Origin of the sequence: Virgibacillus sp. NKC19-16 (genome assembly GCF_021560035.1) — a bacterium.
Classification (GTDB): Bacteria; Bacillota; Bacilli; order Bacillales; family Amphibacillaceae; genus Virgibacillus_L; species Virgibacillus_L salidurans.
Window position 1 is genome coordinate 2,972,017 of the sequence record NZ_CP074373.1, and the last position, 15,565, is coordinate 2,987,581.

General features: G+C 39.1%; 15 protein-coding genes and 1 pseudogene. 6 read left to right on the top strand and 10 right to left on the bottom strand.

Translation table 11 applies throughout. From position 1 onward, the window contains the following. Positions 1 to 105: 105 nt before the first annotated feature. From xsc to KFZ58_RS15115, 6 genes are all read right to left on the bottom strand, one after another. Positions 106 to 1,881 carry a sulfoacetaldehyde acetyltransferase gene (gene xsc / locus KFZ58_RS15090; RefSeq protein WP_235792115.1) on the bottom strand — a complete coding sequence of 592 codons (1,776 nt, stop codon included), beginning with the start codon at positions 1,879 to 1,881 and terminating at the stop codon, positions 106 to 108. Positions 1,882 to 1,904: 23 nt separating this feature from the next. Further along, positions 1,905 to 2,885 carry a selenium metabolism-associated LysR family transcriptional regulator gene (locus KFZ58_RS15095; protein WP_235792116.1) on the bottom strand — a complete coding sequence of 327 codons (981 nt, stop codon included), beginning with the start codon at positions 2,883 to 2,885 and terminating at the stop codon, positions 1,905 to 1,907. Between the two features lie 6 nt (positions 2,886 to 2,891). Further along, a complete protein-coding gene (locus KFZ58_RS15100; protein WP_235792117.1) occupies positions 2,892 to 4,247 on the bottom strand; it encodes an aminotransferase in 1,356 nt (451 codons plus the stop codon). A gap of 192 nt (positions 4,248 to 4,439) precedes the next feature. Then, positions 4,440 to 4,577 carry a hypothetical protein gene (locus KFZ58_RS15105; protein WP_235792118.1) on the bottom strand — a complete coding sequence of 46 codons (138 nt, stop codon included), beginning with the start codon at positions 4,575 to 4,577 and terminating at the stop codon, positions 4,440 to 4,442. 243 nt (positions 4,578 to 4,820) lie between these two features. Beyond that, positions 4,821 to 5,543 (bottom strand): GntR family transcriptional regulator, encoded by a 723-nt coding sequence (locus tag KFZ58_RS15110; RefSeq protein WP_235792119.1) that lies wholly within the window; start codon positions 5,541 to 5,543, stop codon positions 4,821 to 4,823. Between the two features lie 108 nt (positions 5,544 to 5,651). Continuing rightward, positions 5,652 to 6,830 (bottom strand): YeiH family protein, encoded by a 1,179-nt coding sequence (locus KFZ58_RS15115; protein WP_235792120.1) that lies wholly within the window; start codon positions 6,828 to 6,830, stop codon positions 5,652 to 5,654. 574 nt (positions 6,831 to 7,404) lie between these two features. Between KFZ58_RS15115 and KFZ58_RS15120 the strand changes: the two genes are divergently transcribed. From KFZ58_RS15120 to KFZ58_RS15130, 3 genes are all read left to right on the top strand, one after another. Further along, positions 7,405 to 7,872, top strand: a complete 468-nt coding sequence (locus KFZ58_RS15120; protein ID WP_235792121.1) for a hypothetical protein — start codon at positions 7,405 to 7,407, stop codon at positions 7,870 to 7,872. 58 nt (positions 7,873 to 7,930) lie between these two features. Continuing rightward, entirely contained in the window at positions 7,931 to 8,536 is a 606-nt protein-coding gene (gene srtD, locus KFZ58_RS15125; protein WP_235792122.1) for a class D sortase, LPxTATN-specific, read from the top strand. 62 nt (positions 8,537 to 8,598) lie between these two features. Further along, the gene (locus KFZ58_RS15130) at positions 8,599 to 9,282 is read left to right on the top strand and encodes an excalibur calcium-binding domain-containing protein (protein ID WP_235792123.1); all 684 of its coding nucleotides are present in this window, start codon (positions 8,599 to 8,601) and stop codon (positions 9,280 to 9,282) included. A gap of 398 nt (positions 9,283 to 9,680) precedes the next feature. On the opposite strand, the gene KFZ58_RS15135 is transcribed toward KFZ58_RS15130, so the two are convergent. Genes KFZ58_RS15135 through KFZ58_RS15150 form a run of 4 tightly spaced genes read right to left on the bottom strand, consistent with a single transcriptional unit; the run spans position 9,681 to position 12,490 of the window. Then, positions 9,681 to 10,901 (bottom strand): CaiB/BaiF CoA transferase family protein, encoded by a 1,221-nt coding sequence (locus KFZ58_RS15135; RefSeq protein WP_235792124.1) that lies wholly within the window; start codon positions 10,899 to 10,901, stop codon positions 9,681 to 9,683. 21 nt (positions 10,902 to 10,922) lie between these two features. Next, on the bottom strand, positions 10,923 to 11,828 hold the full coding sequence (locus tag KFZ58_RS15140; RefSeq protein WP_235792125.1) for a hydroxymethylglutaryl-CoA lyase: 906 nt from the start codon (positions 11,826 to 11,828) through the stop codon (positions 10,923 to 10,925). A gap of 30 nt (positions 11,829 to 11,858) precedes the next feature. Continuing rightward, on the bottom strand, positions 11,859 to 12,248 hold the full coding sequence (locus KFZ58_RS15145) for an RraA family protein (RefSeq protein WP_235792126.1): 390 nt from the start codon (positions 12,246 to 12,248) through the stop codon (positions 11,859 to 11,861). 35 nt (positions 12,249 to 12,283) lie between these two features. Then, complete coding sequence (locus KFZ58_RS15150; protein ID WP_235792127.1) at positions 12,284 to 12,490, bottom strand: RraA family protein; 207 nt, start codon at positions 12,488 to 12,490, stop codon at positions 12,284 to 12,286. Positions 12,491 to 12,782: 292 nt separating this feature from the next. Here KFZ58_RS15150 and KFZ58_RS15155 point away from each other — a divergent pair, with 292 nt between their 5' ends. From KFZ58_RS15155 to leuD, 3 genes and pseudogenes are all read left to right on the top strand, one after another. Next, positions 12,783 to 13,448 carry a GntR family transcriptional regulator gene (locus tag KFZ58_RS15155; RefSeq protein WP_235792128.1) on the top strand — a complete coding sequence of 222 codons (666 nt, stop codon included), beginning with the start codon at positions 12,783 to 12,785 and terminating at the stop codon, positions 13,446 to 13,448. Positions 13,449 to 13,524: 76 nt separating this feature from the next. Beyond that, a pseudogene (gene leuC / locus KFZ58_RS15160) lies at positions 13,525 to 14,945 on the top strand (3-isopropylmalate dehydratase large subunit). Beyond that, positions 14,942 to 15,562 (top strand): 3-isopropylmalate dehydratase small subunit, encoded by a 621-nt coding sequence (gene leuD / locus KFZ58_RS15165; protein ID WP_235792129.1) that lies wholly within the window; start codon positions 14,942 to 14,944, stop codon positions 15,560 to 15,562. The pseudogene leuC and the gene leuD overlap by 4 nt, the downstream one beginning before the upstream one ends. Positions 15,563 to 15,565 lie beyond the last annotated feature (3 nt).

Genomic DNA, 15,565 nt, shown 5'->3' on the forward strand with positions numbered 1-15,565 from the left:
TATCAAAAAGGAAATAATTTTTTTAAAGTGCGTCGTGCGATCATTTTATTATGAAAGTTATTTCAAAAAGCCCTCTGCCAATCAGACAGAGAGCTCCCAATTACACTATTTTCCCCACACACTATAATCTAGATGCTTATATTTATCCAATAAACGTGTAGGCATCTTCAAGGCATCTTTACGAAATGGTGGTGCAAGCTGTGTACCATCAACATAAATATTTAATACAGCTGGTTTCCGCTTTTTCAATACCTCTTCTATCGCAGGAACTATATCTTCCGCTTTATCAATGGTATATCCAAGCGCTCCCATTGATTTGGCCACTTCAGCAAATTCCGGTGCTTCAATATTAGAACCGACATAACGATCATCATAGTAATCGACCTGGTTTTTCTTTTCAGCTGCCCATGCTTTATTATTGAAGACACAGGCCACCACTGGAATGTTTTGTTCAACAGCTGTACTAACTTCATGCAGGCTCATGCCCCAAGCACCATCACCGATGATTGCAAACACAGGGGCATCCGGTTCCGCAAGCTGTGCGCCAAGTGCTGCTGGATAGGCAAAACCAGTATTGCCAAATGTCAGTGCTGCAATATGACGACGGGTTTGGTTGAATTTCAAATAAGCATTCGCTGTCGACGAAACGTTACCGATATCAGAGGAAACAATCGCGTTTTCCGGCATCGCTTTTGTCATTTCCAATAAAGCACGGCGTGGATTGATTGGATTGCCACTTTCCATCGCCAAATCTACCAGCTCCTGCTCCCACTCTTCTTTGCGTTTGCTTACAAGCTTCACTCGATCATTATCCTTTTCGGGGGAAGGTAGGGCCGCTTGCAACCCTTGATAAATTTCATCACTTGCCTCTTTTGCATCCCCAATAATACCAACCTCAACAGGATGAGTTCGACCTATTTGACGTGGATTAATATCAATTTGAATGATCTTTGCCTGTTTCGGGAAATAATCGATATCATAGCATGGCAGTGTACCGAATTGTGACAGACGAGTACCAATTGCCAGCACCACATCTGCTTCTTGCAAGCTGTACATTGCTGCTTTGGATCCCATATAGCCGATCGGCCCCACCGCTAACGGATGGTCCGCTGGAAACGCATCATTATGCATATAGGCACAAGTTGCCGGTGCAGTTAAGTGCTCGGCTATTTTAACCACAGAATCAACACCATCTGCATCAACAGAACCACGTCCGGAAATAATCGCCGGCTTTTTGGCATTCTTCAGCAGTTCAACTGCCCTTTCGATAGACTGCTTATCACCGCTTCCCCGTTTATCTGCCCGATATTGATTTGGCTGTAGAATATAGTCTTCCAATTCACCATAAAACAAGTCACGTGGAATATCGAATAATACTGGACCACGCTCGGCATATGCAATCCGGAAAGCTGTCCGCAGGCAATCAGCCACACGATTTTTGTGTGTCACGCGGACCGTTTCTTTTGTAATTTTATCAAAAATAGATACCTGATCCGCTTCTTGAAAACCGTCCAGTCCGATTGAATTCGTTCCGGCAGACGGTGAAATAACTACCATTGGACTATGTGCCTGATTTGCTGCTGCAACCGATGTAACCATGTTTGTGATCCCCGGGCCATTCTGACCAACAATGACGCCTGCTGTCCCAGAAACACGTTCGTAGGCATCTGCCATATGACCCGCACTCTGCTCATGACGCACCGGAATAAAACGAATTCCTGCCGTTGGGAATAAATCCAGCATATCCATAAACGCTGATCCCACAATACCGTAAACTTCTTTCACGTTTTCTGCCACAAGAGTTTCCACGATTGCTTCACTTGGTGTCATTTTCTGTTTTTGATTAACTGCCTGCTTCATTTCTTCCGTTTGTTTTACCATAATTAATTCCTCCTCTATAAAAATTAATATTTATGATCATCACCGGCTAACGGTTGAACCATTAACGTTTCCCTTTCCTTCATAATACTACGTAATGTATCTAAAAAAAGATCCGTCGTTGACTTTAGTACATGATTTTTCCGGTATGCGATGTAGAAATCACGTTTCATTTTTAAATTTGTAATGGAATAAGCTTTTAACAGTCCCAACTTTTGTTCTTTTTTAATCGTATTTTTTGAAATAAAAGATACGCCCAGACCTGACTCAACAGCTGCTTTAATCGCTTCCGTACTTCCCAGTTCCATCACAATCTGCAAATCATCCTCCGTTAGACCCGAATTCCTGAGATAATCGTTGACAACGGACCGTGTCCCTGAACCCTCCTCCCGAAAAATAAGCGGGGACTCCTGAACTTGTTCCAGCGTAATATGCGAGTCATTATCTGAAAAGTAACCAGGAGCTGCAATTAAAACAAGTTCATCTTCCAGAAAAGGTTCTACGCAAATTTGAACATCCTGTATGGGTTTCTCAATTAACCCTACATCAATAACTTGAGCCTTTATGCTTTCTAAAATGGAATGGGAGTTTTCTATATTCACCTGTAGTTGAATTAAAGGATACGTTTCCTTAAATTGATTGAGAAACTGTGGCAAAATATATTCGCCAATCGTTAGACTGCATCCCATTCTTAAGTCACCATAACTTTGACTTTCCATGTGTTTAATTTCTTTACGGGCAGCATCATTCATTTGTACAATTTCTCTGGCATACTTCAACAGTATTTTCGCTGACTGGGTCATTTCCACTTTTTTTGTTGTCCGTTCAAATAATTTTGTCTCTAATTCTTCTTCCAATGCTTTAATCTGTGATGTAATCGTTGGCTGTGTGACATATAACATTTTTGCAGCTTCTGAAAAATTACTTTTCTCAGCGACTGCGATAAAGGTATTTAAGCGCTCGTAATTCACGTGTCCAACCTTCCCATTCATTTTTTTGACAACCATTAGTTTCTACATCGTGTGGATGACAGACTGAACTGTTGCAATGATAAAGTCAAGATCTTCTTCTGTACTAGTAAGCGGCGGGGCGATAATAAGGATGTTATTTCCGTTCGGAACAGTATCCCCGTTTTTGCCAATAATCAGGCCGTTTTGTTTACATTTACCGACGATTTCTCCCATCTTATCGTCTGCTAAAGGTTCCTTCGTCTCCTTGTCCTCTACCATTTCTAATCCAAGCAAAAATCCTGCTTGCCTTACTTCCCCAACATTTTCATGACTTTTCAGATTACTTAATTCAAGCAGTTTTTCATCTCCCAGTGATTTCACCCGGTTCACAATGTTTTCTTTTTCGATAATCTCAATATTCTTCAATGCAACTGCACAAGCTGCAGGATGTCCGCCATAGGTCGATACATGACGAAAATGATTGTCTTTTCCTTCTTTTTTAAACGCCTCATGGATTTCACCTTTTACTGCTGTTGCACCAAGCGGCAGATAGCCACTTGTCAGTCCTTTCGCCATGGTTACAATATCTGGCTGGACCCCATCAGCATGGTTAAATCCAAACGTTTTCCCGGTACGTCCAAAGCCGGACACGACTTCATCCATAATGAGTAATACATGGTACTTCTTGCAAATATCTTGAACGCGCTGAATGTATTTCATGGATGGTATAATTACACCACCGCCGGAAATGAATGGCTCCATAATGAATGCTGCCACCGTCTCCTCGCCTTCCCACCGAATCATTTCCTCTAATTCATCAGCCGCTCGTAAATCTTTTTCCTCAGGCGTTCCTGAAAATAACGACCGGTAACTGTATGGTGGTGCAACATGCAGGAAACCCGGCGCAGATGGATCATATTTGACCCGGCGGCTGGCCTGTGCTGTCGCGCTCATTGCACCAAGTGTTGATCCATGGTATCCCCGATAGCGGGAAATGAATTTATATTTGCCGGGATTTCCTGTTTGCATGTGATATTGCCGGGCTATTTTAAATGCCGTTTCATTTGCCTCTGACCCACTATTGGAGAAAAATGTCTGATATTCTGCCCCGAGCAATATACTAATTTTGTTGGCTAATTGAATGGCCGGCTGATGATTCATGGTTAATGGAAAATACGAAAGCTTTTTCATCTGTTCTGCAGCAGCATCAACGATTTCCTGCCTTCCATATCCGAGATTCAAGCACCATAGTCCGGACACCCCGTCGAGATACTTATTCCCTTCTTCATCTGTAAACCACGAACCCTCTCCGGAAACGGCCACTGTTGCTTTTGCGTTTGGATTGTATTTATGCATGGCGTTCCAAAGATGCGATTCATTTTCTGTTCCTGCCTTTTTCATCTCCACTTCTGGTTTCATATTTCTCCCCCATTTCTTTGGATTTTTTTCCGAATCAAGAAGAGACTGGTTTACTCATCAAAACATCCGTAATTGGCTTAGAATTCATGTTGTGTGTTTTGGCAACTGATTCATATGTCACAACCATGCAGCACGCCATGCTTTACATAGGTTGAATCATCATGAGCCAGCCCTCGCAGTCAGATATTCCTCCTAATGGAAACCGCTTCCATACACGGCTGAAAATTCAATTAATGCCTGGTTGCCCGCAGTTGTGAATGTAGTATCACCAGACGGAGTCAAAGCAACACGCTTTTCATTTTTCACTTCTCTTGGAACACCAACGATCATAAAAATCACTCCAATCTCCGCAAAATAAAGAAGAACTAGCACATGACTCATCAGGACGTCCGTACCACTTTAATTTGATTTAAGGTTATTATACGGTTTTGTTAAATTTATTTCAATACTATTTAGTAAATTGAGTGATTTGAAATAATAATAAATTTAATAATTATTTCTTATAAACCCCGGCATCGACTGGGCAACAGACCGAAACGTAATGTATCAGATAAAAGTTGGAAAACGTATGACTCAACCAAATTTGCGAGATAAATTTATTTGAAAATTATACATATCACTGCGGTAATACGCTTTTTCCAGTTCAATCATACTCCCTTCCTCGTCTTTAATAGTTCGTTCAGCAATAAGAACAGCCGACTGTGCTGGTATATCCAAAAGTAGGGCATCCTCATCTGATATAATTCCACTACCAATCGTTTGATTCGCTTCAGCAAACAAAATACCGAGTTCTTTTTCTTCAATCTCATAAAGTGTGGCATCGTTTAAATCATATTGGGCAAGCGCCTCCCCAATAGCAACAGGGTAATAATGACATTCCAAGCCAATTGGTATATCATCCGCATACCGGACTCTTTTTATAAAATGAGCTTTTTTAAATCCGGTCTTTTTTTGAATAGAGGCAGATGGAGTCATTTTATAATGATGGATTAATTTCGCCCCTGGCTTCATGCCCATTTTCCTGATGGCCTCCGTGGTACTGGTAAGAGTCCCAAGCCATTGATGGATTGGTTTTAATGAAACAAAAGTTCCGCTACCGGGCCTTTTCTGCAAAATACCTTCCCGAACCAGAAGTTTAACAGCCTCACGAACTGTGCTTCGGCTGACGTCATATTCTTGCCTAAAATTGCGTTCACTCGGAATTTTTCCCTTAAGTTCCCCGTATGCTATTTGTCTTTCGATAATAATCTTTAATTGTACATGTAATGGGACAGAACTTTGATGGTTTAATTGCATGTGTCAAATTCCCTTCTTAATTATTTAAGGTTAAGAATAGCAAATTTTTCAGAAAATGAGAAGGTAATTTTGTTGATTAACTAACCATCCGTCGTTCCTCCAATAAAATTAAACGCTAACAAACCCACCAAACAAAGAAATCAAAACAACACTCACAACCCCTACTGCCACCGCTGCAGTAAACCCTATATAAAATGGCCTAATTCCGATTCCTTTAAACATTTTAAAGTTAGTGGACAAGCCGACCCCTGCCATCGCCATTCCAAGGAGATATGTAGTCCCGAATGAACTGAGATTGGTATAAATACCTTCCCATGTATCTTGAGCGAAAAATCCAAAGGCATTTCCTGTATTTTCTGTCGTAGCATCACCAATCGTCCGTACAACGGAAAGAAGCAAAAAGCCAATAACAAACAAAGGGATAAAAGTATACCACTTCGGCAAAGCAGCCTCCCCTTTGCCATTCTCACCATCTTTCTTCCTTGTATGATTAAAAAATAAATACGATAAAAATGGAATAATAGCAATGATAAATAAATTCCTCGTTAATTTCGTAACAGTCGCTGTCTCGACAACTGCCTGTGTTTGGAAAAACTGGTCATACATTAATGCAGCTCCTGTCACCTGAGCTGTGTCATGGATAGCTGTTCCTAAGAACAAACCCGCTTTAATCGGATCATCCACAAATAAAAAATTGGCCAAAAACGGATACAGCATCATTCCAGTTAAACCGAATATCGTAATGTTGGCAACGGCATAGGAAATTTCATCCTCTTTAGCTTTTATTACAGGAGATGTAGCCATAATCGCAGTCACACCACAAATTCCGGTTCCACTTGCGATCAAAGTTCCAAGTCGCATGGATTGCTTCATTTTATTCGTCAAATATAGTGTTATAAACAAACCCACTGAAATACACGCCACAATTAGCGGTATCCCAAACGCTCCAAGCTTCAATGCTTCCATCAAACTAAGCCTCAAACCCAGCAGAATAATCCCAGCACGCAATACGTATTTCATTGAAAAAGAAATTCCTTGGGCATAAACATCTGACAGGCTGACCGTATTGCGAATAATAATCCCAATTATAATGGCAACAAAGATTCCAGAAACTGGCGTTTGACTTCCTTCAGATAATAAACCCGCTTGGATCATTAAATACCCAATAAGTTCAGCACCATAAATCCCCAAAAACATGACAACCAAACACAGAAACAACCCAGGCAGTATTTTTATTAAGAAATGGGCTTCTTTTTGAAGTTCTTGCTTTACTATTGGTTTTTCCAAGTTATCAACTCCCCATGATAATCAACCTTTATATGAAACTTCTATTTTTAAGCATAATAGATGTTAATAAAAAGGAGAAATAAGGAATTTTAATATTCTTTATAAGATTATTCTATAATCAAGGAAGGAAAATTTTAATGTTCTATAAGTCGCTATGCCATAGTCTATCTAGGGTCCGATGAATCTAGATTCTCAGACAGGAGCCGAGTTAGTGGTTGCTGGAGGATATATAGCCCAATAAATTTTTTCTACTAAAATAATTAACAAGCAGATTACACACGTTGTAATTTAAATGAATAGCTAAATATAAATTAAGCATGAACTAGTTGCATTATCAACGGGGTTCCGCCTAGGTAGTTTTAATGAACTGGAGAATGGCAGTTGAAGTAAAGAATTAATTTCTAATAGAAGTACGACCCTTCACTCTCTTTTTAAACATACAGAAAATTTTACAAAATTATTACCATTATGTTACAGTGAGTCTAGTAGTTACATTAAATAGTAGATTTTAGTAATAGTAGAATCATCTTGTAACTGCTACTTTTTTAAATAATATTTAGGGGGGTGTAACAAAATGAAAGGAACACGTTTAACATTGGCAGTTTTGCTTTCAGTTCTTTTTATGTTCGGTACAGCTCAATCGGTCTTTGCTGCGGACAATTTGAACTGCGAGGATTTTGACTCACAAGCAGAAGCTCAGGAACACTTCGATGCAGATCCAAATGATCCAGATGGATTGGATAGAGATAACGATGAAGAAGCATGTGAAACCTATGATTATGGAGATTCTACTTCTTCCAGCAATGATGCATCCGAAAATGATAACGAATCAGAAGAAGTATCCGAGGAAGCATCGGATGAATCTACTTCCTCTGAAGAAGATACTACATCATCCGATGATGCTGCAACGACAGATGAATCAACATCATCTGATGAAGAAGGTGGCGAGCTACCAGACACTGCAACAGCGTTACCGCTTGGCATCCTAGGTGGTTTAGGAGCTATGGCACTTGGTGCACTTGGTTTGCGCAAGCGTCAGTAAAATTTAAGGCAGGCGATCCGATCGTCTGCCTTTCTCTCATATAAGGGAGGAAAGTCCAATGATCCGTAAATTATCGCTGCTCTTGTTTGTGATTGGTTTCATTGTTGTTGCTTACAGCGGTTGGAATTATTTTCAGGCAACACAATCCGTTCAGGAAATTCCGGAGAAGGCAGAAGCTGCAGCCGTTGATACAGCTGAAAAGCATATTCCCGAAAAAAGTGAAGTAACAGTCGATCCATCAACGCTCAATTTTGATATAGAAAAAGGCTCAGAGATAGCAAAACTAGATATTCCGGCTATGGATAAGCGTTTTACAACGTATTGGGGAGCGGATGAGCGTACCCTCGATCAAGGTGTTGGGATGTATGTGAGTGAATGGACAACCGTTCCAAATCGCGAAGGCGGGCACACAGTACTTTCCGGGCATCGCGACACTGTCTTTACCGGGCTAGATGAGCTAGGTCAAGGTGATACACTAGAAGTCCATTACGACGGGGAGACCTTTGAATATGAAATCAATAAGACATGGATTACCGATGCCGATGATCGGACGGTTATTGTCGAAAAAGAGGAGCCAACATTGACGCTGACAACATGTTATCCATTTGATTATATCGGGTATGCACCCGATCGTTATATTGTGGAGGCTACATTGGTTGAATGAGTGGGCGGGAAATAAAACCGCCCTAACATCAGTTGTTCAAGAGGGAGGCATAATTCTATTCTATGATACTATTAGTCTTAGGTTTTGTTGCATTCATGGCTTCTTTTGTTTATCTAACATACCACTTTATCAAAAAAGTTCAAAATAAAGAAAGAAAACTATCAAAGAAGTTGTTCTATCCCCTTTTAATAGGTGGATTCATTTTTATGCTTGTTGGCACTGAGATTTACGACGATTCCTCACTTGCACAACTGGATGAAGAAATTCAAAAAAACGAGGAACTAACAAATGAAATAAGTGAACTAACAGACGAAAATGAATCTCTAAAGCTAGAGGTAGAAGAAATCCAATCAGATAAAGAACAAGTTGAAGATGAGCTGGAAAGTAGTCAAAATGAACTCAATGCATTAACGAGTGAGAGTGAAGAACATAATGAGGAAACACAAGAATTAGAGGATGAAATAGATAGTTTAAGTAATGAAAAGGAAGATCTGACTACCACAGTAGAAGAGCTAGAAGAAGAAAACGCTTCTCTACAAACGGAAGTTGAAGATTTACAAATCACTGCAGGTTCTAATAATACTACACCTACAGATGATTCTACATCTAGTACAACAAATAACACTAGTACTTATTACGAAAATTGTACGGCGGCTAGAGATGCTGGTGCAGCTCCTGTATATGAAGGAGATCCAGGCTATGGGACACACCTAGATAGAGATCGCGATGGAGTTGGCTGTGAATAAATATCCCAAAATAAATGAATTACTAAAAAATGATTGCCGGTTCACAATTGTTCCATACTTCCTAGATGGTATCATTCTTGGTATATACACCTGATCACCTACTTATTGTCATTACTTTAATTTTATCCGATGGCATCTTTTTTTACTAAAATATAAAAGTAAAAATAAGCGTGGTACCTTCACCAATTCATGTGGGGCACCACGCTTTCATTTACTGGGATTTTGTCCCAGCCTTTTTTAGTTAAAAGCTTACATTAATTAAACCAATCTACAAGTAGTGAATATTGTGCTTAATCAAACGTAGCATTATCTTTTCCAAACCTTTGTAGCCTGAGCCTATAAAACAGGATTATTCTCAAATTATAGTTGTCTCTCACAATTTGACCTCTATAGAAACTCTAAATAACCCCTCTCTCTTTTAACTCAGTATATTGATCATCACCTATATTCAATAAATCTTTATATATTTCCGTATTATGTTCACCTAATTCAGGGCCGGTCCATTTAACTTCTCCAGGTGTTCCACTCATTTTAGGGACAACTCCCGGCATATATAATTCACCCATTTGTTTGTCCATTACCTTTAAAATCATATCCCTTGCATGGTAGTGAACATCATTGGCAATGTCTTCAACACTATAGATACCTCCAGCAGGTACGCCGGCTTCATCCAATGTACTTACAATATCATTCATATCTTGCTTAATCGTCCAATTCGATATGATTTTGTCTATTTCTTCCTGGTTTTCCCCTCGTGCATTATGCGTGGCAAACCGTTCATCCTCTGCAAGTTCTTCCATGCCCATTACTTTGGTTAACCTTTTGAAAATATTATCTGAATTAGCCCCTATTACAATCCATTCTCCACCTTTTGTTGGGTAATTATTAGATGGCGCTACACTTGGCAAGAAGGTGCCGGTTCTTTCCCTGACAGCACCAACTTTCATGTATTCTGTTAAACTACTTTCCATGACGGCAAAAACAGATTCATATAAAGCGGCATCTATAAATTGCCCCTCTTTGTCAGGACTCTTATCACGGTGATGCAATGCCATAAGCGCACCGATAACCCCAAACATCGCAGTAAGCGAATCACCAATAGCTACGCCAATTCGGGTAGGGGGTCTGTCGGGATAACCTGTTACATACCGTAGTCCACCTATTGATTCCCCAACACTTCCGAAACCGGCTTTATCTTTATAAGGGCCGGTTTGTCCAAAACCTGAGATACGCACCATTATTATGGAAGGATTTATTTCTTTTAAGTCATCGTAACCAATCCCCCATCTCTCCATCGTACCTGGACGGAAATTCTCCACGACAATATCTACTTCTTTTACCAGTTTTTTAACAATTTCTGTTCCTTCATCTTCTTTTAAATTCAATGTAATACACTTTTTATTTCTAGCCTGAATTGGCCACCAAAGGGATTTTCCTTCGTATTTTGCCAACCCCCAATTTCTTAACGGGTCACCAGTGGTCGGAGATTCAATTTTAATCACTTCTGCACCAAAATCCGCCATTAGCCTTGTGCAAAATGGTGCTGCAATAAATGAACCGAATTCTAATACTTTTATTCCTTTCAGTGGTTGATTTTCTCTTAAATCTTTTTCAGTCATAGGAATGCTCCTTTCATATTGTTAGGATTCATGGGTATCAGTTGATAATCCAGCTTTCATAATTTGACCGGGCAACTTATAACCCAGTAATTTTTCCAAATCTTTCGCGGTATTCATTAAATCACGTACATGAATGCCTGTAGGAACCCCCATTAACTCAAACATATGAACGATGTCTTCCAAACAAACATTACCCGTTGCGCCTGGTGCAAACGGACATCCTCCGATTCCGCCAAGTGCAGCATCAAAATCTCTAATACCTGCTTCATATCCGGCGTATAAATTAGCCAATCCCATGCCTCGTGTATTGTGTAAATGTAAACCAAAATGATCTTCCGGGAAAAGCTTATTAACCGTTTTCACAAAATGAGTGACTTGTAAAGGATTGGCCATCCCTGTGGTGTCTGCGAGGATAAAGCTGTCTACTCCTTCTTCTTTCAAACTTTTTATAACATCAACCACTTTTTCTACTTCATATAATCCTTCAAACGGGCAGCCGAATGTGGTACCCAAACCAACATTAACCTTCTTGCCATTGTCTATGGCAAGTTTATTAATTTCACCAATCGTCAGGATTGATTCTTCCACCGTTTTATTTACATTTTTTCTATTATGTGTTTCACTGACAGAAACGACAACATTGATTTCATCCACATTGGCATCTATAGCAAACTCGGCACCTTTTAAATTAGGTACTAAAGCAATTACGTCAATATTCTCACGCTGCAGCCCCTCGATTACCTGCCTTGCATCCTGTAATTGGGGTACTGCTTTTGGAGAAACAAATGACGTCGCTTCAATTCTTTTTACACCAGCTTCTATGATAGCGTTCATAATCCCAACTTTATCTTGGGTTTCAATCCACTTCTTTTCCATTTGAAAGCCGTCTCTACCTGTAACGTCAGTAATATTTACTTTACTATTCACAAAGTAATCCCCCTAGGTAAAATGTATTATTCAATTCAATTCTTCCTTCGTCGAAAGAATAGAATTTATATATTCTTTAATTGATTCTTTACTACCAGTAAGAATTTCATCACGCTTTTTATCCTTGGCCACAAATTCTAATGACTTTGATAGTATGCTTTGTTGATTATCTTGAGGAACAACAATCACCCCATCCGCATCACCTACAACAATATCCCCGGGTTGAATAACGATGCCTTCGATTGTAATAGGAACATTCACCTCACCTTTGTTACCAATTTTTCCTGCAGCCGCTGTTGTGCCTTTGCCGTAAACGGGGATATTCCATGCTTTAACATCCTGGATATCACGGATTACTCCATTTATAACGACAGCGCCTACTCCCATCTTCTTGAGTACCCCGAGTATAAAGTCTCCCATTACTGCTTTACTTCTATCTCCTTTTGCATCAATTATTAAAATATCATCGCATTTATCAGCGTAGCAGCCTTGAATATTGAAGAAACATCCCCTGCTTCTATATTTACTGTGAATGCTTTTCCTGCAAATTTATACTTGTTATCCAATGGTTTGATATCTCCGTTAAGTAAACTGTCAGTGTTTAAAGCATCTGCAATGCACGTGGTAGGAATATTTTTAAATTCCTCTATAATTTCAGCCATAAATAACCCCTTTACATCATTTGTAAACCCTTTCAAAAAACGTAAGAGGTAAAATAAGCTGTCACCATTCATTATTCAAGGTAAGTTTTGCTGATAAATCCTTCTATACATTATAAATTGTTAACAGTTTACAACTTACAAAAAGTCTAACAGTAATATTTCAAAAATGCAAGCACCTTAAAATATTTTGTTAAATCTAAATAAATTTTTACTTTACGCTGTTGACAAAATACAGATAACAACTTACAATATTGAAAACCCTTTCAAAAAACATGGAGGTGAGTCAATTACTATGCTCGTAAAATCAGAACCTTTCCACATCCAAGCCTATAAACAAATTCAAAAAAATTTACTGGAGAATGTTTACTCACCTGGGGAGAACCTTACCGAAACGTCTTTAGCAACACAACTTGGCGTGAGCCGGGGACCTGTAAGAGAAGCAATAAGACTTTTGATCCACGAGGGACTTCTAGTTCAAAAAGGTGTACACATATACGTATATGATCCAACTTTTGAGGATGCAGAGGATGTTTATCTATGCCGTGAAAAAATGGAACCATTCGGAGCTGGTCTTGCTGCTTTAAATAGTACAGACAGCGGCAAGAAAGAATTGGTTGAAATCCTTGATAATACAGAGTTGGCGCTTAAAAATGGAGCATCCAACAGCGAAATAGCCAAACTAAATTCAGCCTTTCATAAACACATTGTTTTAAGTTCAAATAACAAACAGCTCATTCAGATCATGCAATTAATTCTTGGTAAATCCAGTTACACACGCAATGTACTCTTAGGTGATTACACACGAAAAGATGCTTTTACAAAAGAGCATGCAGATATTGTTGATGCAATAATAAAAGGTGATCAGGAACAAGCAGAAAAGACTATGAAACTGCACATTGAGAGAGATTTTCTCAAATGGAAAGAAATTTTCACTGAAAGAAAGGCAAATAAAAATTAATACTACAATAAACGCATGGTATGGGAATAAGAAACCTTCTATCAATATCACTATAATTTTCAAGGAGGAAAAATAATTGGGTGGAAAAACTTTATTCGAAAAAGTCTGGGAAAGGCATATCATTGAGTCAAATTTAGAACAACCATTGCTTTTTATCGACTTGCATTTAATACATGATGTCACTTCTCCCCAGGCATTTTCTCGTTTAAGAGAACAAGGTAGAACAGTAAGACGACCGGATTTAACCTTTGCGAGCGCTGACCACAATGTACCAACCAAGGATCGTGAAAATATTAGAGATCTCCTGGCAAAAAACAAGTGGAAGCATTAATCAAAAATTGTAATAAATTTGGGGTTACAGTCTATGATTTGGATCATCCTGATAACGGTATCGTTCATATCATAGGGCCTGAATTAGGATTAACAACTCCCGGTAAAACAATTGTTTGCGGGGATAGTCATACATCAACACATGGAGCTTTCGGAGCGTTGGCATTCGGTATTGGATCAAGTGAAATCACCCATGTACTTACAACACAGACACTTCCACAGAATAAACCAAAAACGATGAACATTAAAATTGAGGGCGAAAAACCTAACGAAATTACTGCTAAAGATATAATTTTGAAGGTCATCCATGAAATCGGCACAAAAGGTGGAGCCGGTTATATCGTAGAATTTACCGGTAGTACGGTAGAAGCCATGTCTATGGAAGAGAGAATGACCATCTGTAATATGATTCTTGAAGCTGGAGCACGTTCGGGGATGATAGCTCCAGATCAGAAAACATTTGAATACTTAAAAGACCGAAAATTCGCACCTAAAGGAGGTACATGGGACCAAGCTTTAGAAGACTGGAAATCCTTATACACTGATGAAGATGCAGTCTATGATAAAGAGATTACGATTCATATAGAAAATTTGGAACCACAAGTTACCTGGGGAACCAATCCCGGACAGGTTACATCAATTAGTGATACTGTTCCTGAACCATCCACTATTTCGGATTCAATTGCAAAAGCAACTGCCGAATCTGCGTTAGAATACATGAATTTGAAACCGCTAATAAAAATGAGTGATATAAATATTGACAAAGTGTTTATAGGGTCATGTACTAATGCCAGAATAGAAGATTTACGCAGTGCTGCTAAAATCATAGAAGGGTATCATGTGGCTGACACTATTAACGCGCTGGTAGTCCCCGGCTCTTATCATGTCATGAGACGTGCCGAATCGGAAGGTATCGATAAAATATTTATAAATGCAGGTTTCCAGTGGAGAGAACCCGGATGCAGTATGTGTCCAGGAATGAATCCGGATATGGCAGAAGAAGGAGAAAGAGTCGCTTCTACTTCAAACAGGAATTTTGAAGGTCGCCAAGGTCAAGGGGCAATGACACATTTGGTCAGTCCTGCAATGGCAGCTGCGGCAGCAATAAAAGGACATTTTACAGATATAAGAAATTGGGAATTTAAGAAAGCGGTGGAAAGCTTATGAAACCATTTATAACATACACTGGGTCTACTGTCCCGATAAATCAAACGAATATCGATACGGATATCATTATACCCACTGAATTTCTGAAACGTCTTGAGCGAACAGGTTATGGAAATAATCTAATGCATTACTGGAGATTCAATCATGATGGAAGTTTAAATGAAGACTTCGTATTAAATCAAAAAGCGTATGAAAACGCAACAATCCTTTTAACAGGGGAGAATTTCGGTTGTGGATCATCACGTGAAAATGCTGTATGGGCATTGTATGATTACGGATTTCGTGCGATTATCTCTCCATCATTTGCTGATATTTTTAAAAATAACAGCAGTAAAAATGGGTTATTATTAATCGAACTTGAAGAGAATGTAATAAAAAAATTGTTTTCCTTTGAAGAAAAAAATCCCGGATTCACTTTAAGCATAGACTTGGAAAATCAACGAATAAAAAGTGACTTTCATGACCCCATTCATTTTGACATTGATCCGCATACACGAATGAAGTTTTTGAAAGGAATTGATGATATTGATCTGACGATGCGTGTTGAAAATGAAATATTGGCACATGAGAAACATAGACCAGTTTATATGAATCCGTACAGAGAAGGAGAAATATAATAT

Bases quoted from the DNA above. Each gene is read 5' to 3' on its own strand.
- leuD (WP_235792129.1), top strand. From the start codon at position 14,942: ATGAAACCATTTATAACATACACTGGGTCTACTGTCCCGATAAATCAA.
- KFZ58_RS15145 (WP_235792126.1), bottom strand. From the start codon at position 12,248: ATGGGAGACTTTATACTCGGGGTACTCAAGAAGATGGGAGTAGGCGCT.
- xsc (WP_235792115.1), bottom strand. From the start codon at position 1,881: ATGGTAAAACAAACGGAAGAAATGAAGCAGGCAGTTAATCAAAAACAG.
- KFZ58_RS15105 (WP_235792118.1), bottom strand. From the start codon at position 4,577: ATGATCGTTGGTGTTCCAAGAGAAGTGAAAAATGAAAAGCGTGTTGCT.
- srtD (WP_235792122.1), top strand. From the start codon at position 7,931: ATGATCCGTAAATTATCGCTGCTCTTGTTTGTGATTGGTTTCATTGTT.
- KFZ58_RS15130 (WP_235792123.1), top strand. From the start codon at position 8,599: ATGATACTATTAGTCTTAGGTTTTGTTGCATTCATGGCTTCTTTTGTT.
- KFZ58_RS15095 (WP_235792116.1), bottom strand. From the start codon at position 2,885: ATGGTTGTCAAAAAAATGAATGGGAAGGTTGGACACGTGAATTACGAG.
- KFZ58_RS15155 (WP_235792128.1), top strand. From the start codon at position 12,783: ATGCTCGTAAAATCAGAACCTTTCCACATCCAAGCCTATAAACAAATT.
- KFZ58_RS15135 (WP_235792124.1), bottom strand. From the start codon at position 10,901: ATGACTGAAAAAGATTTAAGAGAAAATCAACCACTGAAAGGAATAAAA.
- KFZ58_RS15110 (WP_235792119.1), bottom strand. From the start codon at position 5,543: ATGCAATTAAACCATCAAAGTTCTGTCCCATTACATGTACAATTAAAG.
- KFZ58_RS15150 (WP_235792127.1), bottom strand. From the start codon at position 12,490: ATGGCTGAAATTATAGAGGAATTTAAAAATATTCCTACCACGTGCATT.
- KFZ58_RS15100 (WP_235792117.1), bottom strand. From the start codon at position 4,247: ATGAAACCAGAAGTGGAGATGAAAAAGGCAGGAACAGAAAATGAATCG.
- KFZ58_RS15120 (WP_235792121.1), top strand. From the start codon at position 7,405: ATGAAAGGAACACGTTTAACATTGGCAGTTTTGCTTTCAGTTCTTTTT.